General features: G+C 40.9%; 26 protein-coding genes and 1 pseudogene. 21 read left to right on the top strand and 6 right to left on the bottom strand.

The genetic code is table 11. The features are described from left to right. Together H6G28_RS34720 and H6G28_RS37900 are read right to left on the bottom strand one after the other, a co-directional pair. Positions 1-998: DUF3854 domain-containing protein (locus H6G28_RS34720; RefSeq protein WP_190677699.1), on the bottom strand; the 998-nt coding region annotated here is incomplete at its 3' end. 479 nt (positions 999-1477) lie between these two features. Continuing rightward, positions 1478-1648: a plasmid partition protein ParG gene (locus tag H6G28_RS37900; protein ID WP_157943351.1), complete on the bottom strand. Its 171-nt coding sequence runs from the start codon at positions 1646-1648 to the stop codon at positions 1478-1480. Between the two features lie 226 nt (positions 1649-1874). On the opposite strand from H6G28_RS37900, the gene H6G28_RS34710 reads away from it, so the two are divergent. From H6G28_RS34710 to H6G28_RS34665, 10 genes are all read left to right on the top strand, one after another. Further along, positions 1875-2123, top strand: a complete 249-nt coding sequence (locus tag H6G28_RS34710; RefSeq protein ID WP_190677697.1) for a hypothetical protein — start codon at positions 1875-1877, stop codon at positions 2121-2123. A gap of 18 nt (positions 2124-2141) precedes the next feature. Further along, entirely contained in the window at positions 2142-3071 is a 930-nt protein-coding gene (locus H6G28_RS34705; protein WP_190677695.1) for a plasmid segregation protein ParM domain-containing protein, read from the top strand. A gap of 4 nt (positions 3072-3075) precedes the next feature. Beyond that, positions 3076-3486, top strand: a complete 411-nt coding sequence (locus H6G28_RS34700) for a hypothetical protein (RefSeq protein WP_190677694.1) — start codon at positions 3076-3078, stop codon at positions 3484-3486. After that, on the top strand, positions 3483-3641 hold the full coding sequence (locus H6G28_RS34695) for a hypothetical protein (RefSeq protein ID WP_171974231.1): 159 nt from the start codon (positions 3483-3485) through the stop codon (positions 3639-3641). The genes H6G28_RS34700 and H6G28_RS34695 overlap by 4 nt, the downstream gene beginning before the upstream one ends. Then, positions 3634-3900: a hypothetical protein gene (locus H6G28_RS34690; protein ID WP_190677692.1), complete on the top strand. Its 267-nt coding sequence runs from the start codon at positions 3634-3636 to the stop codon at positions 3898-3900. Before H6G28_RS34695 ends, H6G28_RS34690 begins: the two co-directional genes overlap by 8 nt. 7 nt (positions 3901-3907) lie before the next feature. Next, positions 3908-4105, top strand: coding sequence for a hypothetical protein (locus H6G28_RS34685; RefSeq protein WP_190677690.1), 198 nt, complete (start codon positions 3908-3910; stop codon positions 4103-4105). Between the two features lie 95 nt (positions 4106-4200). Beyond that, positions 4201-4500, top strand: a complete 300-nt coding sequence (locus H6G28_RS34680) for a hypothetical protein (RefSeq protein WP_190677689.1) — start codon at positions 4201-4203, stop codon at positions 4498-4500. Then, on the top strand, positions 4500-4910 hold the full coding sequence (locus H6G28_RS34675) for a hypothetical protein (protein WP_190677687.1): 411 nt from the start codon (positions 4500-4502) through the stop codon (positions 4908-4910). The genes H6G28_RS34680 and H6G28_RS34675 overlap by 1 nt, the downstream gene beginning before the upstream one ends. After that, positions 4907-5623, top strand: a complete 717-nt coding sequence (locus H6G28_RS34670) for a hypothetical protein (RefSeq protein ID WP_190677685.1) — start codon at positions 4907-4909, stop codon at positions 5621-5623. The genes H6G28_RS34675 and H6G28_RS34670 overlap by 4 nt, the downstream gene beginning before the upstream one ends. Positions 5624-5682: 59 nt before the next feature. Continuing rightward, positions 5683-7719 carry a hypothetical protein gene (locus H6G28_RS34665; RefSeq protein WP_190677683.1) on the top strand — a complete coding sequence of 679 codons (2037 nt, stop codon included), beginning with the start codon at positions 5683-5685 and terminating at the stop codon, positions 7717-7719. Positions 7720-7965: 246 nt separating this feature from the next. On the opposite strand, the gene H6G28_RS34660 is transcribed toward H6G28_RS34665, so the two are convergent. Next, positions 7966-8229: a TRADD-N-associated membrane domain-containing protein gene (locus H6G28_RS34660; protein WP_190677681.1), complete on the bottom strand. Its 264-nt coding sequence runs from the start codon at positions 8227-8229 to the stop codon at positions 7966-7968. Between the two features lie 172 nt (positions 8230-8401). Here H6G28_RS34660 and H6G28_RS34655 point away from each other — a divergent pair, with 172 nt between their 5' ends. Both H6G28_RS34655 and H6G28_RS34650 read left to right on the top strand, forming a co-directional pair. Next, positions 8402-9484, top strand: coding sequence for a pentapeptide repeat-containing protein (locus tag H6G28_RS34655; protein ID WP_242054740.1), 1083 nt, complete (start codon positions 8402-8404; stop codon positions 9482-9484). 568 nt (positions 9485-10052) lie between these two features. Beyond that, the gene (locus tag H6G28_RS34650; RefSeq protein WP_190677677.1) at positions 10053-11063 is read left to right on the top strand and encodes a tyrosine-type recombinase/integrase; all 1011 of its coding nucleotides are present in this window, start codon (positions 10053-10055) and stop codon (positions 11061-11063) included. Between the two features lie 111 nt (positions 11064-11174). Here the strand turns inward: H6G28_RS34650 and H6G28_RS34645 are convergent, their stop codons facing one another. Further along, positions 11175-11555 carry a hypothetical protein gene (locus H6G28_RS34645; protein ID WP_190677675.1) on the bottom strand — a complete coding sequence of 127 codons (381 nt, stop codon included), beginning with the start codon at positions 11553-11555 and terminating at the stop codon, positions 11175-11177. Between the two features lie 404 nt (positions 11556-11959). Here H6G28_RS34645 and H6G28_RS34640 point away from each other — a divergent pair, with 404 nt between their 5' ends. Continuing rightward, positions 11960-13771, top strand: a complete 1812-nt coding sequence (locus H6G28_RS34640; protein ID WP_190677673.1) for a hypothetical protein — start codon at positions 11960-11962, stop codon at positions 13769-13771. Positions 13772-14629: 858 nt separating this feature from the next. On the opposite strand, the gene relB is transcribed toward H6G28_RS34640, so the two are convergent. Both relB and H6G28_RS34630 read right to left on the bottom strand, forming a co-directional pair. Then, positions 14630-14947 carry a type II toxin-antitoxin system RelB family anti-toxin transcriptional regulator gene (gene relB / locus H6G28_RS34635; protein ID WP_190677671.1) on the bottom strand — a complete coding sequence of 106 codons (318 nt, stop codon included), beginning with the start codon at positions 14945-14947 and terminating at the stop codon, positions 14630-14632. Next, a complete protein-coding gene (locus H6G28_RS34630; RefSeq protein ID WP_190677669.1) occupies positions 14919-15314 on the bottom strand; it encodes a type II toxin-antitoxin system RelE/ParE family toxin in 396 nt (131 codons plus the stop codon). The genes relB and H6G28_RS34630 overlap by 29 nt, the downstream gene beginning before the upstream one ends. A 105-nt stretch (positions 15315-15419) precedes the next feature. On the opposite strand from H6G28_RS34630, the gene H6G28_RS34625 reads away from it, so the two are divergent. The 8 genes and pseudogenes from H6G28_RS34625 (at position 15420) to H6G28_RS34590 (ending at position 19534) form a co-directional block, all read left to right on the top strand. Beyond that, positions 15420-15686: a ribbon-helix-helix domain-containing protein gene (locus tag H6G28_RS34625; protein ID WP_190677667.1), complete on the top strand. Its 267-nt coding sequence runs from the start codon at positions 15420-15422 to the stop codon at positions 15684-15686. Positions 15687-15775: 89 nt separating this feature from the next. Further along, positions 15776-16015 carry a hypothetical protein gene (locus H6G28_RS34620; protein WP_190677665.1) on the top strand — a complete coding sequence of 80 codons (240 nt, stop codon included), beginning with the start codon at positions 15776-15778 and terminating at the stop codon, positions 16013-16015. Continuing rightward, positions 16012-16278 (top strand): annotated as a pseudogene (locus H6G28_RS34615) (type II toxin-antitoxin system RelE family toxin). Before H6G28_RS34620 ends, H6G28_RS34615 begins: the two are co-directional and overlap by 4 nt. A gap of 352 nt (positions 16279-16630) precedes the next feature. Next, entirely contained in the window at positions 16631-16789 is a 159-nt protein-coding gene (locus H6G28_RS37570; protein ID WP_190677663.1) for a nucleotide-binding protein, read from the top strand. 20 nt (positions 16790-16809) lie between these two features. Beyond that, complete coding sequence (locus H6G28_RS34605) at positions 16810-17604, top strand: hypothetical protein (RefSeq protein WP_190677661.1); 795 nt, start codon at positions 16810-16812, stop codon at positions 17602-17604. A gap of 101 nt (positions 17605-17705) precedes the next feature. Next, on the top strand, positions 17706-18347 hold the full coding sequence (parA, locus tag H6G28_RS34600; protein WP_190677660.1) for a ParA family partition ATPase: 642 nt from the start codon (positions 17706-17708) through the stop codon (positions 18345-18347). Further along, complete coding sequence (locus H6G28_RS34595) at positions 18337-18561, top strand: hypothetical protein (protein WP_190677657.1); 225 nt, start codon at positions 18337-18339, stop codon at positions 18559-18561. The genes parA and H6G28_RS34595 overlap by 11 nt, the downstream gene beginning before the upstream one ends. A gap of 568 nt (positions 18562-19129) precedes the next feature. Further along, complete coding sequence (locus H6G28_RS34590) at positions 19130-19534, top strand: hypothetical protein (protein WP_190677656.1); 405 nt, start codon at positions 19130-19132, stop codon at positions 19532-19534. Positions 19535-19925 lie beyond the last annotated feature (391 nt).

The raw sequence follows: 19925 nt of genomic DNA, 5'->3' as shown, positions 1-19925 counted from the left end.
ATAATTCCTGACTGGGGTAAATCTTTGATTGACAAGGTGGATAAGTCAACTGTGGTCAGTTGTAATGAGGGTTCGTAAGTTAAACGATGTTCTAAGCGTTGCCACAGTTGCCAGTGTGTGAGTTGTAGGGCTTGGTTTAGGGCGGTTGACCAAGCTGTAATTCCTGCGTTAACTATTAAATCATCAACACCTTTACATAACCCAGATTGACCCTTCCAGATGGCGATATCAATTTTGCTGCCTGTTGCCATCAGTAATCGGCTAAAGCGATATATCGCAGCGTTCACCCGTTTCTGGGTGGCTATGTTTGTGTCTTGGTCAAAGGCTAGGGTAATGTGTCTGCCATTAACAGCAAACCGCGCTATATCTGGAATGAGATATGGGTTGATGGGGTTGCCTAATGAGTCCTTGGTGCGGTAGCCACCGTTAACACCATAAAGGGCAATGGCAACGTATCCCTCTGACAACAGGCATAAGGATTTTTTACCGCCTTCTGTAATGATGATGGGGATTTCTGGGTGAAGTTCTAGCCAGTTCCAAAAACTTTCGCCTGCTGGTGGCACTTCGACGTTGTAGCGTAGGGCAATTAAGCGTCGAGTTTCGCGGTTAATGGTGGGGAGATAGGCGCGTGAACCGTTGCCAGTTGGGGTTTCGTATTTTTGCAGTTTGCCTTTTTTCGTGTCAGTCCTGGGGGTACTGAGTTTGGCTTGCCAAGGGCTACCATCTTCGTTTAGCAGTAGTGCGGCGTAAAGTGTGGGTTTGGCTTGATGTCCAAATCTGGTGTATTTCCAGTTAAGTGCATCGTGTATTGGGGTGGCGACCTCCCCGCCTGCACTGATTTCTAAATCGGAGATGATGCGGATATTTTCTCTGTAGAGTTCTGGGGCGATCGCAGAACCGACAATAAACTCTTTCTCAATTCGGCTGGTAAACTCCTCAATGCTCTCGACTGGTAGTAGGTTTTGAACAGATGGTAGAACACTTGATAAATTTTTCAATTTCCTTCTCCAAGCTGGGTGACATTGCCCTCGCTCAGAAAAGACTGTTGTTAAACTTCTATCTACAGAACAGTTGGCGTAACTTGTGCGGTAGATGGTTAAGAATCAAGTAGTTGCCCTAAACTTTTCATGCCTATTTTTTCATTTCAACTTGTTGGAAATAAAGTGATAGACACTTATAATCAAAGAAAGGCTCCACTTGATTTTTCTCCTGTGGGGGTTTTACACTCTGTCTTTCCTGGCGGGGTGTGCGTGTGGTAGGTGTTGCAAGCACCGAATCCACAAAATACGAGCAAAATCAAATGAAAAATTTGAGTCAAAGTCTGTGAGTTCGTACCTCGCAGACTTTTTGGCATTTATTGGCTCAACTTTCAGGGATTGAAAACTATAAACAGAAGTTTCATAAGTAAAAGCTATGTGGGTTTGTGGGTTTTGTTTGACACATTATAGCTCTATTTGCCCACAAACCCACAGACGTACTATTTTTTTTCAGACTCCGCTTCCTTGTGCTTAACCCAGTCTTCAATCAGCTTGTTTACCACAGATTCCATAGTTACGTCTTCATCCACACACAGTTTTTTAAATCGCTTGTGTATTACCGCATCAATCCTGGTACGAAAAAAAATCTTGTCTTTGCTCTCATTCGCCATAAATTAAAATCTAAGCACACAAATACATTTACCTATTAACCCACTTTATAAAGCTAGTTCCCAGGTTTCGTAAAGTTTTATTGATTCATAATGTGGGTTTGTGGGTTTGTGGGTTAAATTTAAAAACAGCAAGCGGGACATAACCGGACGCAGGGCAAAACCAAGGGATGAAGAGTGATTGCACCTGCAAGACCCGCTAAAACTTCAAAAGCAAGGGAGCGAAATAATGGCAGAAAATTCCAGAGTTCGTATACCTGCAAGTTTAGAACAGTACTTAAAATCTCAAGCTCCAAGAGTACTTGGGATTTCTGAGAATGCTGTCTCCAGTGTTCATCTTTCCGAATTGATGGACAAAATCTGTTACGAACACAGACAGATATTTGCAGGTGTTTTAATGCCAGCTAATGGAATGCAAATGGTAGCTGTGGCTGTGCCTACAGAACGAGATACAGACATTATTAACAGCAATATCTAGCTTCATAGGAGAATGCAAGTGATCAACATTTATTTTGCAGATATTGGCAACTTCACCAGCATTACCGCCCTCAAAGGTGAAAAGCCGCGCGTGATGCGCTCAGTTTTTCAAGACGTGACCTACACCAGTGCTAGGGATTACGACACCGAAGACTCGCCCAGCGTCAAACTAGACAACAAAGTATTAGTCTTGGGCGAACGTGCCACCAAACAGAAGAACCCGCAGACCGCCGCCGAGCGAGGCAAGCAGTTACCAGAATTTGTTAAACCTTTCACCCTGGCAGGCTTGCGGCAAGATTTTGAGGGGACTGTCCGGTTCTTAGTACCAGAGCGTAATCATTGGGAAGAAGATACAATTCGTCAAACATTGGTTGCAGATCATCAAGTCACAGTTAATGGCAGAAGCTATAAACACCGCATCAAAAATGTTGAGTTTTACCTAGAAACCGATGTGGCAGTGGCCAACGGTTACAAGAAAGGCTTTCTCAACTCCGGCGATACACTCGGCATCGACATCGGCGGCGGCACTACTAACTATGTTGTGATGACCTCGAATGGTGAAGTGTTAACCCGTCGCTCAATCCCGAAGGTGGGCGGTGTCTCCCTGGCTAACGACATCATCAACTCTGACTTAATGCAGAGTTATGCCAAGCGCGATAATGTTGCGTTCAAAGTGGCCAAGATGATGGATGCAATTGCTGACGGTTCTTTCACCTACGGGCGCAAGTATGATTTCAGTTCGGTCTTCCCTGGCTTGTTAGAAAACTGGTTTAACGGGCTGATGGACGGCATTACCACAGCAGCTAATGATTACTTGGCAGATGTCACAAACATCATGCTGATTGGTGGATGTGCCAATTTAGTACGTCATAAATTGAGTGCCAAGCCAGGGTTTTATATTCCAGTTGACCCTCATCTATCCAACATTCAAGCATTGTTAGCTATGTAAAAAAATGCAAGTACGTTTAGCGGCACTCGTAGCTGCAAAAGTCGAGGGAATCAGACTTTCACTTAACTATTCAAAGCTGAGTGATACCGTAAATCTGCTGTTGGACGCAATATTGCATCAATGGAATCTAAACCTTTCTTATCAGCCCCAAAATGGGACAGTTAACCTCAAAGTCAGACTAGATGAACGTCATCAAACATGGGTATCCCAATATGCCATTGAAAGGGGAATTAATGCTACATCTGCCACCAATTTGTTGATTAGTGAATATTTAAAAGGCAACAGCGTGAATTTTTCACCCCAACCACAAGCAACTATGGCTAATGACAGCAATCTAATTCCACCATTATCAAAGCAAGAATCAGACGCAGAAAAACCGAAAGGATCAGCATTAATTAGGAGTCTCAAATTATGAGTCAAACGCGTGTAGTCCTAGACGAAAAGCACATTCCTAAAGCCAAAGAAATCATTGAGCAGACAGGAATCAACACTTACTCTCAGTTATTTACCATCCTGTTGGTTAACTATGGTGACACTCTTGTTAAGTCTTTGAGAGGTAGTAATGAATAACCTAAATAGGGTCTACAATTCAACCCTACTAACCAATTCCAAGGTGTACCAAATCGATAGAACATTGTATCAGTACCTCCACAAAACAGGCACAATCCAACATCCAAAGTATCACTTTCGCCCTCTGGCTGGACAACGAAAGAAGGCTGATTTACTGCTCAATCACAAGGCTTTAACTACTCGCTGTTATGAGGTTTTAGGGATGTCAACTAGTGCAAGTGTCATCAGTCAAGAATCACTGCAATTATCGATTTTTTGAGGTGAATATGAACACTCAACCACTGCCAGAATTGATTGCACAAGCCCAACAATTAGTAAACCAAATTCGACAGCATCCACAATATCAAAGGTTGAATTTTGATTGTGACGTAACCCTTGGCGATGTCAGCCAATTTTTCAACACTCTGCAATGGTCAGCAGCAGCTTCAACTGTGGATGTTTCCAGAGAAGGCTTTTTTCAGTGATGGGAGAGCGACCGCTTGACTGGACACCGAGCGATCGCACCCACCGATGAATGTATCTCCGCCATAAAGAATACACTACACAAGGATTGTAAATCATGACGAAACCATTAGGCTATTACTGCGCTCTAACACCAGGAGATGGCAGTTATTTAGATTGGCTTCAAGATACTTATGGTTCTTGTCTTGAAGGGATTAATCGCATCGAAAAACTGCATTTTTTGAAAGCGATAACTGAAAACTTAATCGCTGCTGAAATCGCTACACAAGGACAATATTTACTGTCAGAATCGGCTGATACTATCCAAAAACTTCAAGAGGATTTGTATCAATACACGCCCATAGGCGACCACTTGGGATTAGCAGAAGCAATCATCAATCAACTTAAGACTCAATAATGAAGTACCAAAAACAAGCCATGCTGGGGCTATTGGGTTTGGGTTTGATTGCTTCACCTCTGTTTATCAAATTGCCTCAGCAGTTCTACACTTTTTCTGCTGTATCGAACTTGGAAGCAAGAGAATCTGTTGAACGTTCACGCATCCAACAACGCAAACTGACCAGCGACAAACTGAATGAAACTGGCATATTACCGACCAGTTTAAAACTCAGAATCAGAGGCTATTTAGACAACCCAAAACGCAACCCAAGACCTGACACCAGCTATTACCAAGAAGATGAGCAAGTTTATGTTTATGATTCATCTGGTCGTTGCATAGGACAGATAGCAGAACGGCGTTGGCTTTGGAAGTATCACTACAGAAATGTCTGCAATTTATCCCCACAAATGGAGCAGAGTAAATCATGAAAAGTGCAGAGTATAAGCCCCCAAATGAATCAAACTCGACATCTGCAACTTCCCCAAAAACTAGCAACAAAGGAGTCAATAATTATGTTGAAATCCTAGCGCAATGGATTGTTGATATTATTGCCCTGCCCGTGACCTTCACTACTCACATCGTCGCCCAGTTCGTTACCCCTGGCTCATCAGGCACAAAAATACTCGGTGCAATGGGTTTCTTCCTTGGCACACTCCTTAGTTCTGATGGAATCTGGCAAACACTGTTTCAAGGCATCCCGATGTTTAGCTGGTTTGAAAAAACTTGGATTGGCTGGTTTGGATGGCTAACGCTGCCGTTTAATCTATTTTTCTGGCTATCACTTGCTATTTCGGCTTTAGTTCAGGTTATGGAAGCCCGGAGTTTACGGGGTAAACGACCAATGGAAGCCCGAAGCGAATTTGAGGAATCCAAACAGTACACCCTCAGCAGTAAGCCGACTGCAAACATTGACCTGACTACCGCACTGTGGCGGGATTACAAGGTTGCTGGGATGAAAGAACGCCATGCTGGAGGTGCAATTGCACTGTTTTTCTGGCTATTCGACTTAACCACAACCTTTGTAGGGCGCAATCCGTTCGTTTATACCGACCCTGGCCAGATTTTGGGGTGTTTAGCTTACAACTTCACCACCATGATGGCAGGCGAAATCGGTTACACGATTTGGCGATTGACTAAATAAGTAAACAAATCATAGCCCTCTGCCTGCAAGGGTGGAGGGTTTTTAGTTGGAGAATAATTATGGAATCTTTACCTGATATTCCACAACTCGCCACAAAAGAAACTGCCTCACTTCGGGCTGACTACCCCTGCATTGAACACCTGGAAGCGGGTAACATCGCCCCTTGGCTAGTAGAACGAGTTGACCAATTGTTAGTTCGTGCCAAGACTGAAAGGGCAGGGATGAACCTAGCCAAATGCGTTACTCTAGCAACGGCATCCATCGGGGTGGTTTGCTATGCTACTTCACCACTCGCCCCCATTGGTGCGTTAGTTGCAGGACTGGGTTACGCTTGGTCAGTGGTGCAAGACATGACCGATTCTCATCAGTTTGCGCCCATTCCCTTTGTGCGGGGTAACTTCCTAGAGTTCCTTTCAGCAATGGGTGACAGTGAAGCGCGAGAGGAATGGTTTTCTAATCGCAATGAAATTGTGGATTTAATGAACCACCTGACACCCTTGGAACGTAGTGAATTCGTGATGCTGCGGCAGTACACCAATACCTTAACCGAATTTCTAAAAGGTGTAGAAGCAGGCAAGCGGTTCTATGCTTACAGGTGGCTGCTGGACAATTTCACCACTTACAGAGGCGCATTTCCGACTGTTGAGCAGTTGGGTAAACATCTGGCACAGGTAGCCCCTGACCCCAGAATTAACCATGCACAAGTCACTTTAATTCAGCAACAATCCCAACTGCCACAAGCCAAAATACCAGAACCCAAGTTTGTTGAACTGCCACAACCAAAGTTTATAGAGTTGCCCAGTTCCCCAACCATTGAACCTGCTGCACAGACCCAAGCACCAAACATTCAAACCCTGTTGACCCTGCCACTTCACCACCGAGCGATCGCAATTATCGACGCATTAACCAATAGTGGTTTTGATATCGCTAAGTGCATTCGTGACCAAATCACCGTGATTGCAGGTAATCAACGAGGTGGTAAGGGTACGCTCATGGCGATTCTAGCCATTTTAAGCAAGGCACTGGAGCCAAATACTAAGATTCACTACTTTACCGCCGGTGATGACGTGTACCCCTTTAATTGCCATCACTTAGTATGCAGACTGAGTTACCCTCACTTGGAGGGTGCAAAGGCTGACGCTATGGTGGCAGGCGATTTGTACAAGTATTTAAGGGAGATGGACAATGCCACCCAAAATAGTTACACAGACATTATTTTGGTGATTGATGAAGCGGTGGCGTTGTCTGACTACCTCAGCGATGAGCAGAAGCAATGGATCATCCGCTTTCTGTTCACTCGCGCCAGTAAGAAGGGCGCTCAAATTTTCGTGGTGTTGCATGGCAAGAATCTCACATCTTGGGTAGGGACGAAAAACACCGCAGGTTTTGGCGATACTTTCAAAAGTGGGGCTACTTTCATTGGTTGTGAGGCAACCAGTAAAAAACTGTCTCCACTCAAGTCAATCTCATTGGCAACCGGGCGTTACTTCCTGGCTGACCCTGATAGTTTTGATAAACCCATAGCAGGGGGTGAAATTGGCACAATTCCAGAATGGCTAAAAACTGAAGTTAATCCCCATTCTGGGCAACCAGATCCGGCGCGGACACTGCTTAAATATTTTCCTGAGTTAAGAAGTGATTCCCCGGCTTTGGCTGATTCTGTACCAAATAGCGATAAGCCACCGGATGAGTTTTTGAATCAGGCCAGAGCTTGGATTAATGAAACTTGGGTGATACCAGATGTACTACCGCCCACCTCACCCAGTTATCCAAGCGATACCGACCGATACCAGCCGACTGATAAGGCTTTTGAGGTTTTGGAATCGTCTGGTATCGATACCGGAAACGATACCGGAATCAGTGATACCACCCCAGAAACGGACGATTTTAATGCTCTTGCCGATGATACTGGAATCGATACCGACCGTCGCTATACTCCTGCTGAATTGACGAGTGAACAATTGGTTGGCATCGTCAAGCAGATGGTGGATAAGAAGATGTCGCAAACTCAAATTATTCAATCCCTGTGGGGAGTGGAGAAAAATGGTAAGGGCTGGAAACAGGCTTACACCGCGTACAAAGAACTGTTTCCATGAGCCAAATCAACTTTGTACCTGGATGCAGTTTATGACTGATAAAACTTTGCTCTCTGCCAGTAACAGAGGGCAAAATTCGTTTATAGGGCGTATAAACTGAATTTTTTCTGGTATCTCTTGATTACTTCCCTATTTTTCTAGTAGTTTTTCTGGGCTACATTGTTCTAACAACTGTTTTGAGTAAGCCCCTGGCGGTTATTAGGAGGGGTTTACAGAATTGAAAGGGGCGATCGCACTTTGCGAGACTTAATCTTCATCCTTTAGTTCGGATAAAATCTTGTCGAGCCTGTCGTTTGTGTCTTTGGCAAGCTGAGTGCATCGCACACTTGCAGCCATTCCACCTGCGGCAGTAACAGTTCCTTCGGGAACTTTGCCTGATAGTAGAAGTCCAGCACCTACAAGGCTAATACAGGCAGACAATGCAGTTGCAATTAGTGCGAGGTTGAAACTGTATCGTGCTTGGCGCAAGCGTTCTTGGGCAATGTAAAATTCAATTGGCTCATTACTCATAAATTTCGCTCCCGTGTGTTCAAGTTCACACTTCTAATGTCGAGCCAAACGCCTAGAACATTGAATGCACAACGATTGTGTTGTAACCCACTTGTGATTTCTCTATGATTGCCTTGTGTCCAAGTTTTGATCAAGTAGGCGATCGCTTCTAAAAAACCCCATCCAGATGACTATGACAAACCCAAGCCTTGGCAGAAACAAGAAGAAAATAACTATCACAGCATCTCAAAAAGGTGTAGAGTTGGCAGAAAAAGCCTTGATCAGGCTTGGGTTTGATTCAAAAAGTAACTTTGCAAAGTCTCAATTATTATCTCGCAGTACAGTTACAAAATTTTTCCAGCGCGAGCCAATTCAGCTTGATTCCTTTAAAAGGATATGTGAGGCACTAAAATTGAATTGGATAGAAATTGCGGAATTATCAGAAGCAAAACAATCTCAGCGAGTAGATATAAATGATTGCATTATTTCTGATAATAATGAGGAGGTGAAGCAATTGCAAACACTTCGCCGTAAAGTGACTGTAATAGATAAAAAAAGTCAAACAATTAAAGCAGTAATCACCTTAGAAGGCGATATAAATTCAGTTAACAACTGGAAAATTATTCAATCTGCTATACAGGAATATTCAGGAGATACTATAGAAATTACTGATATTAAAGAAGGCAGCATCAGATTATTTGTAGAGGGTTCTCCAGAGGATATCGAACGGCTTATATCTCGCATCAAATCAGGAGAATTAAAAGAAGTAAGCGGCTTTCCTGTTAAAGATGTTCAAATTTTGAGTAAAAGTTCAAACGATAACGAAAGTAACGAACTTGATAATAAATGGCATCTAGTGCAAAAGATTGTTGCTAAGGGATCTAGCGGTCGAAACTTGAGCGGTGCCGACCTGAGCGATGCCGACCTGAGCGGTGCCGACCTGAGCGGTGCCGACCTGAGCGGTGCCGACCTGAGCGGTGCCGACCTGAGCGGTGCCAACCTGAGCGGTGCCAACCTGATTGGTGCCAACCTGAAAGATGCCAACCTGAAAGATGCCAACCTGAAAGATGCCAACCTGAAAGATGCCAACCTGATTGGTGCCAACCTGAAAGATGCCAACCTGAAAGATGCCAACCTGATTGGTGCCATCCTGATTGGTGCCATCCTGATTGGTGCTATTATGACTGGTGCCTACTACCCTGGTGCCAACCTGATTGTTGCTTTCCTGATTAATCAAATGTTACAAAGAAAGGCAGAAGGAAAAGAGCATCAATAAGGTATTGAGCCGAGATACAAGTAAAAAGCAGCAAGATGCTCTGGAAAGCCTTGATGTATATAAGTTTGAGCGTTTTTGAGGCTTATGTAGCATTTTGAGAGAACATACTTGCAGTGTAAGGGTCAATAATTGCTTTTTGTCTACCAAAGAGAATAATAAATACTGTGTGGTAAAAATGAATATAACCCTTTCCCTGTATGAGTTTCAGGCAATTCACTGCGAAAGATGCTTATTGTCTAAGTTGTAAAACCTGTAAATAAAGTTAATAGATACTCCGGTTTTTGTAGCGATAGATACCCAAGATTTGTACCAAAGTGTCAATTTCACTTGAAAATTACTGAAACCTATATATAGTAGGAGTTTCCAGACCATCTTGCAGGTTTTTACACATATCTCGGCTTCACGTCCTATACGCTCTTTTGATTCTGCCGTGGAGTTTTATTTTTTGGACTAGTTTGAAAGAGGCTTCACATCTGGGCAAAACAACCATCAGCCTGACCCCCGTTGCTAGATAATAGTGTGTGGTATTGGAAACTGCTATTCTCAATACCGCAGGCGGGGTGGGGTCATGAGCGAAGATACAAAATCCGTTGAGTTAGTTGTAGTTCAAAAATTAGAAAATGCCCTCAGTGCCAATATTGAGGCGTACTTTGCAGGTGTAATTGACTCTGACCCCGATGTTTTAGAGGAACTGCTTAAATCCAAAAACAGTGAGGGAACCCGTAGAGCTTACCGCAGAGATATCACGGATTTTTTTACTCGCATGACGCAAGTGCGTCCTAACCGGGATTCTATTCTGGAGTTTTTACACCTGGACGGTCATAAAGCCACGCTGGTAGTGACTAAGTACAGAGCCATACTTGCGGAAGCTGGGCTATCTCCCAACACGGTTAACCGCCGACTGGCTGCAATTAAATCTCTGGTTGCCTACGGGCGAAAGTTGGGGGTGTGCAACTATGCAGTAGATGTAGATAGTATTCCTGTGCAAGCTTACCGCGATACTAGCGGTGTCACTGAAGAAGAATTTTTGAGCGTGATCCGGCAGTGCGATCGCGCGACGTTGGCCGGGAAACGGGACTATGCTTTGTTGCTGCTGCTGTGGGGCAATGCTCTGAGGCGAAATGAGATTAGCACCTTGGACTTGAGACATTTTGACGGCTCTAAGGGAACGCTATCAATTTTGAGTAAGGGCAAGCAAGTTCGAGAGACAGTTAATCTGCCAAAAGTCACTGTGACAGCTATTACTGACTGGCTGATTGCGCGTGGTGGTGATATGTCCTCGTCCCGCCCGTTGTTTAGTTCGGTTGATTTTTATGCAGAAGGTCACAGGTTAACCGGGGATGGCATCTATAAAATAGTCAAGCGTTTATTTAAACGGGCTGGTGTTGAAAAGCACATGAGTCCGCATCGTTGTCGCCACAGTGCCATCACTGCTGTACTTGAAAAAACTGATGGCAACGTCCGCAAAGCTCAGAAACTTAGCAGACACGCCAAATTAAATACGCTCCAGATTTACGATGACAACCGCAATCGCGATCAATTGGAGATGTCTGAGTTGTTAATGGATGGGTTGGATTAGCATTGAGCCGAGATGCCTGCACATCCAGAAATTAAGGCTGAAAACGATTTATTCTGCATAGGTTTGATCATTTGCTACTTCGTCTGTCAGTCGGCTCAATGGCGAGTTGACTTAATCCTGTCTCAGATGCTTAATTTCTTTACCGTCTTGTGTTTGAAGTGTCACAGTTCCGCGTGTCATTAATTTAAGTAAGTGGTTGATCGTAATTTCGATTTCTTCTAAGTCGGCTGCGTCAAAAACAGCAGAGACTGCCAAACGATATCTAGTGGTCGCTGAATCTACATCAGGGCTAAGTGTTTTTTGTTTTTGGGTTGATAACCGTTCTTGCATTAATTGTGGGACTCTAGTGCTATCATTATCTTCCCAGTCAACAACCTTTTGCCAGTCCTCAATCCCAACGGCTTTGCATAAGTCAATAAAGTGTTCAGCCGAAATCCGCTCACCATGTAGGAAACGTTTGAGTGTCGATGCAGAACTATAGCCTTGTTTCATCCAATTCTCCTCCGCTTTTTTCCAACCCTTCTTGCGTCTAGCAGACTCAATTTCTATAATGCCCTCCTGAGAGAGCTTGTATGAACTCCTCATTAATGGTTTCTCCGTACTTTTTTTCAAGCTGCCAAGCTTTAGTGGATTATTTTACCAATTAATTAGCAACTGAAAAGAAGGTTGATGGAGAATAGACTGTACTGCCCACCTGGTGATCTATAACTGGCTCAATTTCAACTTTACTAATTGCAAGAAAAGCCTTAATACGCGGAAATTGAAGTTAAATTTATGCTATTCAATTGTTCAGAAACAGTTCAGAAAAATAGATGAGCTAAAAACTGAACTAATTGATCCCCTTGTGAACCTAATTTTTACTTATATTTAAAACATCACTTTATGAGGGAAGTGCTATGTCTATAAAAAATGTGGTAATTGGAGGTAAAGGTATTCCGCCACGCATTCAAACTATTCAATGTCAGTTTGAAGGCATAAGTTTCTTAGGAGAATTCTATAATTGTAATCACTTTTTTGATGCCTGTTATGAAATAGGGAGAGAGTTGCGTATTGAAAAATTCAGACATGAATTTGAGCAAACATTAAAGCAGGCATTCAATCTAACATTAGAGCCAAAATTAACAAAAGCTGAGTTATTGCGTTCTTTGGTCATCAGAATTCGATCAAGCATCCGAGATGAAATATCTCAAGCTTTGTTTATTTATAATTTAGAAAATTTCAGTGTTGAGGATATTCTTACTAGAGTTCGCCAGTACGGTGAGCAGTTGATTCAAAAAGGGGAGTCAATCAACGTTTCTACTGATTGGATTAAATTCCAAGCTGAACGCATAATCAAAAATTTAGTAAAAACACAGGGTGGGAAACATCTGTTACAAAGCATGTGTCTGCGTATCATAGATACTCCAGGACCGCTTGATTCAGAAGCAACAAGCAGAGAAGAAAGCGGTAATTTAAATCTTAGCTTCCATAACCAATCTACTCAAAGACCTATGATTTCTACTCGTGATAGTTATATTCCTGGTAGTTCTATGCGTGGTAGCTTTAGAAAATTGCTCATGCAATATGAGAATAATGCTCAAAACCTTCGCTCTGTGCAGCATTATTGGGATTTCTGGTTTCCGCTATCTGAAACATTTAACTGTTATTCTTCCTTCAACGAAAGCAAGAATTGCTCTCGTATAATAACAATAGATTTTGAGGCAGGAACAGGTAAAACTAACAGCTATTTGCCTCTTACAAGACAAAAATTGGAAGGATATTACTTTCCGTCAGTTTTTGATGAATTTCATATTTGGGATAGGCGATATAGATGTCGTGCAATCGGGCTGAACGCCCGTAAATTTAATGTGTATCAATATCATTTTTTAAAATCAAGTTGGGAGCTTAACTTAACAACTTCATCCGTTTATATTCCTGTTACATCTACTCCTAGTTTATTTGAAAGATTGTCCAAAAGTTACATTTTATTAGAACATTTATTTGTTAGAATTGCCGCACAAGTTTATCAATCAACTTTCTCAGATTGGTTACAGCAGATAAGTGTCCAACTGTGGAATACAAGAAGAAGAGTAGAAAACTTAAAGAGAAGTATCTCCAATCAAGGAGGCATTATTACACTCATTACTGCTATCATAAACAATACTAATGTCCAAATCAATGGACTAGACGTAGTAAACTTCGCCCGAAAATCAGCGTTGATAGGACGGCTCATTCAATATGAGGGTAATACTCAACACCTTCTACCTATTCTGATCGTCATCAATGAAATAGATTTTGTGCTTGTTTGGAAAAGGAATGTCTTTGTTGAAAGTAATTACAGTCACAAAACTTTGTACTTAACTACTAGCAATGAACTGAGCTACACGAGCAGTATATTCCTATTTGATTTTGTTGAAGGGGTATATGTTCAATTGTTTAATATCGCAATAATCCTAAATATCTTCAATATTCTCCTAGAGAGAAAAGTTTTAAATTTTCAAGTAAATAAAGAATATTCAAAGCCACTACAAAATGACAAATTGTTAGCTGACTCACTAGAACCCCTATGTACAATATTTTTGAGAATGAATTTGATAAATAATATAATAATGAGCATTTCTAATTATTTCAACAATGCTCATTTCAACAAATCATTTTCTAATTCAAAAACGCTAAGTTACTCACGAAAAGCAGAAAAGGCTATATTGGTGAATACTGTTTTAGAGTAATTAGTATAAAGTTTGGAGGGGGCAAGGGAATCACTTTCTCCAGTACCTATCAAGCTGCCAACTTTTAGGGAACTGATGTATTTAGCAGTGACTTCCTCCCTCCTTATCTATTTACAAATGCAATGAGTAAGTTTATTTAAAGTCTGAAAACTTCAGCGTACAAGTGATAGATGCTAATTTTTGTATTGAAATATTTGAGTAAAGTAAATTTAATATTATATCAAATATTTAGTTCGCATTATATCCCAAACTCGTCTGTTCATTTATTGTTCATTTGAATTCTAAATAATTGAACCAGTTACTGACCTTGTTACTGGTCTTTTTTATTGAGCTAAAAAAGACCAGTTTCTCATACTGTTTTATCTTCAAAATTTATGATTCAACTCCTAATATATAGATATTAAGTTGGCAGCTTAATAGTGTCGTTTCGTAAAGGAGAAAATTGTGAATATTCCTGCCCCTATTGAGGTCACAGAGGTAGCCTCAACAACGGGATTTTTCTGTCAACCTGACCCTTCCCTAGTTAAGTTGGCAGTAGAACACGGTAGTCCAATCGTTTTTTTTATACTACTGTGCTGGTTTTTTCAGATCCTGACTCAGTTTATCAAAACTTGTAAAGAAGAGTAACTGCAATTAGTCAGCAACCTATTGTTGCTAACAAAGGTTACGCAAAACCTCTAGTCTCATAGCTAGAGGTTTCATTTGAACTTAACATTGATTTTAATTTATAAAAAATCATTCTTAGCCAATACTGAGCAATAAAGCTACTCAGCCGAAGCTCTCAAAATCATTGATAAGTCTCGGCTGTGACAAATAAAAGTAAGAAATTCGGGACGGGATTTTCTTAGTTTGTGGTTTTTAATACAGCACACTGTTTAACCCACGATTCTTTATCAAGTGCAGTAGCTTAAGAGATGCTCCGCTAGGCCGTTTTTGTCCTATTTCCCATTTTTGAACTGTTGAAGGACTTATATTCAAAATACGTGCAAAAACAGCTTGACTAACTTGAGATGATTCCCGTATTTCTTTAATTTGTAATGGTTCTAAAGGCTCAATAGGAGGTAAACATAGGTGTTCAAATTCGCGCAATGTAGTTTGACTCATTAGCCCAGCTTTGTGTAGGTCTTTTGCTGTTTCATGAACTGCTTCAAGAATCGCTGATTTTTTCTTCCGCATTACAAATCACCTCTATTAACGCATTACTATTTTTTGCCTGCTCAAGCTCATCTGGTGTATAAGCAAGTAATTGCTTGGATAACATTTTCAGAGCTTCTTCTTCATCTTTGTCAATGTTACTGCGTTCGTTTTTTGAAAAGCCAAAAATAAAAAACCAACGATCTGCATTATTAGTAGCTATTAGTGTCCGAAATCCACCACTCTTACCTTTCCCTGGTTTTGCTATGCGTTTTTTAAACAGTCCACCTCCAAGGTCAGCATCATAAAGCCCTGCTGCCATTTCGTTTACAGCGTTACAGAGACTAAGATTGTTTAAGCCTTCCTTCCGCGCCCAACGGTCAAAAGTACGGTTTTTGTAAATTTTCATTTTCTAGTCTCTTTGGTTAAACTATAGCACCTAGTCCTATACTTTAGGGGAACGCAACAATAATATGTCCTGGGTAAAGCTCTTAATTAACTAGGGGTAAAAAACATGAACATCCAACTGAAAGCTGAATACGAGCAATTTATACAAACCCTAATTGCTACAGGTAGATATGAAAATGCTGAAGATGTGATTGTTAAAGCATTGAAACTGCTAAAGGAATGGGAGAAAGGTAGAGAGCAATGGGAAGAGGAAACTAAAAAGAAACTAGCTGTTGGACTGGCTGATATCGAACGCGGTGATGTGGTAGATGGCGAAGTTGTGATGGAGAGACTACAGGAGAAATTACGCAAGGCCTGTGAGACTCAAGAATAATGAAATACTTTATGGCCTACTGAATTAAACATTCTCAAAAATAGAATTGAGGAATCAGTTAAACTTAACAATATTCAAGAGGTTTAATTATGAAAACCGAACACGAACGCTCAGAATTAATCAAAGCTATCAATGTACTTCTAAACCAAGCTTACGACAGTACTTTAGATGAGATTTACGCCCTACTTCAAAAACTAGAAGAAGAAGAAGAAGAAGAAGATTTAAAAGCGTATGAGCAAGCTAAAAAAGATGCTGAGTTTGACGGCTCAGTGTCATGGACAGAAGCTAAAAAAGAACTGAAAACAGAAATAAAAAAGGAAGTGGCGTGAGTTATAAAGTTGAAATAATAAAGGGAGCATTAAAACAACTTTAAAAATTATCGTCAGAAGTTCAAGAACGCATACAAGTTAAAATTGATGAATTAGCCACAGAACCCCGTCCAAACGGGGTTAAAAAGCTAAAAGGCAAAGAAAATACTTATAGAATTAGAGTAGGCGATTACCGCATTTTATACGATATCTTTGACGATATTTTATTAGTAACGGTTGTAGAAATTGGACATCGAATTAACGTTTACAAAGATGAAAGTTGACAAGCTCAACAGGTAATCATCACGAGATTGATTAGATTAACTGTGCTGTCCAATTTATCATGTCACTCCTCTCCCCTTACTTATTTCAGCGCAGTAAATAAAATTTTTATTCATCTTAGAATCGGATAAATTATTGTTCTTCAAGCAACACATTAACTACCCAAACAAAGTTTTGAGTAAATACTCAAATGAAGTTTTACTCAAAAACTTGGAGCTATAGCATTAACTAAAACTCGCTCTTAGCAATTCTAAAATTTGTTCTATTTTTAACTTGCTATTACGCAGAATAGATGCTTTGATAATTTGAGTAAATACTCATTTGAGTATTTACTCAAGCTTTGGTAGTCTAGTAATGTTAAGACTTATCGCCATACAGAACCAAAAGAGAGGCTCAGGTAAAACAACCATTGCTATTAATCTTGCTCATGCACTGAAGCGAGATAATTACACAGTAATTTCCGTAATCCTATCACGATCATCTTCCCTCAAGCCGATGCCCGTAATAGCGTAGTGTTAATTCAGAGGAAAAAAATGTCAGAGCTTCTTGAGCAATACCAACAGCAATCACCACAGAATTACTTCCAAGCAATTGGGGTAATTTCAGGAAAGATAAATTTCACTGAAGACAAGAAACTAAAGATTGAAATTGGTAGACAAGAATATCCACTAATCTCTAAACCCAAGGCATTTGAGGCTCTGAAAATGTGTCTCAAGAAAAAAGATACTAACGAAGCTACTTTGTTGGTTTATCCGAAAGTAACTCACTTCCCTAAGCCAGATCAACCACATCAAATGTATTTTCAATTAGTGGCACATCAAGAAACACCTTCGGGATTATTTGAAGAACTCAATGATGGGGAATTTAAGCTATCTGGATTATGGCAGTTTATCCCTGTATGCCGCACTCCCTGCATTTCAATTTTCAAGAACTTTAATAAGGAGAGATTAGATTTTATCAAATCTGCTGAGACTTCATTAAAAGTAAAATTTATGAAAGCATCTCACTTACCAATCGTTTGGAAAGATGCTATTGTTCCGCCCTTTCGATTTAATCCTAAAGTACCTAAAGAAGAACAAGCCAAGCGTTATTTCGTTCAGGTGAAAGCCAAATTTAATCCTGACAAAAATATTTTTATTTTTGATTCATTGATGGGATTACCCACTGAAGAATTCCCCAATTTCCTTAAGGCATCAAAAACAGATAAGGCAAAAGTGGCAGATGAGAAAAGAAAGAGTAATCCCAACAAGAAACCAAGAGCTAAACAGGAATCAAAAACCCCATTACCAAAGCCTATCAAAAAGAAAGTTGTCCCAGAGACAGAATAATTATTTGTGATATTTTTAACTTGCCATTACCCTGAATTAATGCTTTGATGATTTGAGTATTTACTCAAATGAGCGTTTACTCAAAATGCTGGAGTCAACAAATGCCAACAGTTATCGCCGTCCTGAACCAAAAAGGAGGCTCAGGTAAAACAACCATTGCTACTAATCTTGCTCATGCACTAAAACGAGATAATTACACAGTCTTACTGGTAGATTCCGATCCACAAGGTAGTGCTAGGGATTGGAATGAAGCAAGTGGGGGTAACATCATCCCGGTTGTTGGGCTAGACAGAGAAACACTAGCTAAGGACTTGCAAGCCATTTCGCAAGGGTACAACTGGATTGTAATTGACGGTGCGCCGCAAATCGCCAAGCTTAGTGCAGCTGCGGTTAAAGCAGCTGACTTGGTACTCATCCCTGTACAGCCTAGCCCCTACGACATTTGGGCGTGTGCCGATCTAGTTGACATAATCGCCGCACGTCGAGAAGTCACCGACGGTAAACCAAAAGCCGCTTTTGTCATTAGCAGAGCAATCAAGAATACCAAGCTCAGTGGGGAAATTAATCAAGCACTCTCGGATTACGGTTTACCTGTGCTTAAGGCAGGCACAACTCAACGGGTAGTCTACCCAACAACGGCAGCAGAGGGATTAACTGTTTTTAGTGACCCCAGCAGCGATGCGGCCAGAGAAATTAATACACTCAAAAAGGAAGTGCTGGAGGTACTCAAGCATGGTGCTTAAAGCAAAGAAAACACGACGCGACCACGAGCAGAAAAACTTGGCGATTGAGGAAGCCAGCAAGGAAGAAACCACCCGCCTCAATGCAGAAATTCCAGTCAGCTTACACAACAAAGTTAAGATGCGGGCCATAGAGGAAGGCAAGGGCAGCAGCATCACTAACATTGTGATCAAGGCACTAGAGGCATATCTTGATACTCCAGTCCCTAAAGATTGAGTAAAACCTCATTTGAGTAAATACTCAAATAAATCAGAAAAAGCCAGCGATCGCTGTCATGGCTGCTAATTATGTAACAAATAATTGCAGACATCAGCCGATTGACCAAGTTTGTGATGTCTAAACTTGAGTTTTCTAAGGTCTAAAGAGAATCAATTCAAATATAGATTTAAATCAATGCTATTTAGAATTTCTGAGTCTTTTACTGATGATAAATTTAAAAGTAAGAAACAGAAGTAAGAAAAAGTTTGATGAAGCTGTAAAAAGACTTAAATAGTAAGGGTTTCAAGAGCCACTGTTTCGCAAGTCACTTGCGCGGTCGTGCCAAGGGGCGATCGCAATTTTCTCCCCCTGCTCCCCCAGCCTTATTCCAACAATAATTATTTACGCCGACCTACTTACACCTTTGGAAAAACTACAAGCACTGAAGGATTGGATTCAATCTTTAGGTTAAAACACCAAATTCATATTTATTTTTGTTTAACGATATTAATTTTATTGTCTTTGGGCAAAACTTAGCTTATAGATGTTTATATGTGTTTATATACTAGTTAAGTTGTAACCAAATATGCTATCTAAGACAGCAATGCTAAAACTTACGCTTAAGCAAGCTTTCTCTTTTTTATTGCTTGGTGGTTTATCCATACAACTATCAAGTAGTTTTCCTGTACAAGCACAGACTATTGTTTCTTCTACTATTATTTGTGGAACATTTGCTCCTGCTGGCAAGGTCGCTACTCGCTATCTTTATACTCAATCTTGCAGACCTTCTTGGGATACGAGTATTGCTACAACTCCTAATAGTTCTGTTATTCAATCCCCTGTTTCAGGATTGACAATATGTGGGACTCGTCCACCAACAGGTTATTTTGCTGTTATGCAAGTAGTTCGTTCTGAGTGCAATATTTATCCAAGCAGCCCATCGTATTCTTCTTATGTTTCATATAACGCCATAGTTATTGCTAAAAACTAACCATTTTTTTAGATGGCTTGGCGAAGTCATTTCGAGCGGGTTTTTGACCGGAAAAGAGAAGCGAGCCGCGTAGCGGCAATGTGCGTCTGAGGTCAAAACCCGCTCGAAAATACATTGAGTACGAACAAGCAAGTTTGTTGCGATACATTGGCGGCTGAAAAAGCTTATAAATTAAAATAATTAAGCCATTAAGAAAATTTCAAAACTTACTTGATTCTTACTTGCCGATATGGGGTGAAAGTAGCGAGTCTGACACGAGCCGCCACGCAACGGCTATATGTAGCGAACTGCAAACATCCAGGGCTAAAACTGCAAACAAGGCGATTTTGAAACCACATTATTTGCAAATAAGGTTCTGCTCAAAACGACATTATTTGCAAATGAAACTGCA

This window comes from Nostoc sp. FACHB-190 (assembly GCF_014696905.1).
Taxonomy (GTDB): Bacteria; Cyanobacteriota; Cyanobacteriia; order Cyanobacteriales; family Nostocaceae; genus Nostoc_B.
This window is presented reverse-complemented; position numbering and strand designations above follow the sequence as displayed.

Coding starts and splice junctions, on each gene's coding strand:
- parA (WP_190677660.1), top strand. CDS start 17,706: ATGCCAACAGTTATCGCCGTCCTGAACCAAAAAGGAGGCTCAGGTAAA.
- H6G28_RS34680 (WP_190677689.1), top strand. CDS start 4,201: ATGACGAAACCATTAGGCTATTACTGCGCTCTAACACCAGGAGATGGC.
- H6G28_RS37900 (WP_157943351.1), bottom strand. CDS start 1,648: ATGGCGAATGAGAGCAAAGACAAGATTTTTTTTCGTACCAGGATTGAT.
- H6G28_RS37570 (WP_190677663.1), top strand. CDS start 16,631: ATGTTAAGACTTATCGCCATACAGAACCAAAAGAGAGGCTCAGGTAAA.
- H6G28_RS34665 (WP_190677683.1), top strand. CDS start 5,683: ATGGAATCTTTACCTGATATTCCACAACTCGCCACAAAAGAAACTGCC.
- H6G28_RS34590 (WP_190677656.1), top strand. CDS start 19,130: ATGCTATCTAAGACAGCAATGCTAAAACTTACGCTTAAGCAAGCTTTC.
- H6G28_RS34620 (WP_190677665.1), top strand. CDS start 15,776: ATGAAAACCGAACACGAACGCTCAGAATTAATCAAAGCTATCAATGTA.
- H6G28_RS34605 (WP_190677661.1), top strand. CDS start 16,810: ATGTCAGAGCTTCTTGAGCAATACCAACAGCAATCACCACAGAATTAC.
- H6G28_RS34650 (WP_190677677.1), top strand. CDS start 10,053: ATGAGCGAAGATACAAAATCCGTTGAGTTAGTTGTAGTTCAAAAATTA.
- H6G28_RS34710 (WP_190677697.1), top strand. CDS start 1,875: ATGGCAGAAAATTCCAGAGTTCGTATACCTGCAAGTTTAGAACAGTAC.
- H6G28_RS34595 (WP_190677657.1), top strand. CDS start 18,337: ATGGTGCTTAAAGCAAAGAAAACACGACGCGACCACGAGCAGAAAAAC.
- H6G28_RS34625 (WP_190677667.1), top strand. CDS start 15,420: ATGAACATCCAACTGAAAGCTGAATACGAGCAATTTATACAAACCCTA.
- H6G28_RS34700 (WP_190677694.1), top strand. CDS start 3,076: ATGCAAGTACGTTTAGCGGCACTCGTAGCTGCAAAAGTCGAGGGAATC.
- H6G28_RS34645 (WP_190677675.1), bottom strand. CDS start 11,555: ATGAAACAAGGCTATAGTTCTGCATCGACACTCAAACGTTTCCTACAT.
- H6G28_RS34690 (WP_190677692.1), top strand. CDS start 3,634: ATGAATAACCTAAATAGGGTCTACAATTCAACCCTACTAACCAATTCC.
- H6G28_RS34675 (WP_190677687.1), top strand. CDS start 4,500: ATGAAGTACCAAAAACAAGCCATGCTGGGGCTATTGGGTTTGGGTTTG.
- H6G28_RS34660 (WP_190677681.1), bottom strand. CDS start 8,229: ATGAGTAATGAGCCAATTGAATTTTACATTGCCCAAGAACGCTTGCGC.
- H6G28_RS34670 (WP_190677685.1), top strand. CDS start 4,907: ATGAAAAGTGCAGAGTATAAGCCCCCAAATGAATCAAACTCGACATCT.
- H6G28_RS34695 (WP_171974231.1), top strand. CDS start 3,483: ATGAGTCAAACGCGTGTAGTCCTAGACGAAAAGCACATTCCTAAAGCC.
- H6G28_RS34630 (WP_190677669.1), bottom strand. CDS start 15,314: ATGAAAATTTACAAAAACCGTACTTTTGACCGTTGGGCGCGGAAGGAA.
- relB (WP_190677671.1), bottom strand. CDS start 14,947: ATGCGGAAGAAAAAATCAGCGATTCTTGAAGCAGTTCATGAAACAGCA.
- H6G28_RS34655 (WP_242054740.1), top strand. CDS start 8,402: ATGACAAACCCAAGCCTTGGCAGAAACAAGAAGAAAATAACTATCACA.
- H6G28_RS34640 (WP_190677673.1), top strand. CDS start 11,960: ATGTCTATAAAAAATGTGGTAATTGGAGGTAAAGGTATTCCGCCACGC.
- H6G28_RS34685 (WP_190677690.1), top strand. CDS start 3,908: ATGAACACTCAACCACTGCCAGAATTGATTGCACAAGCCCAACAATTA.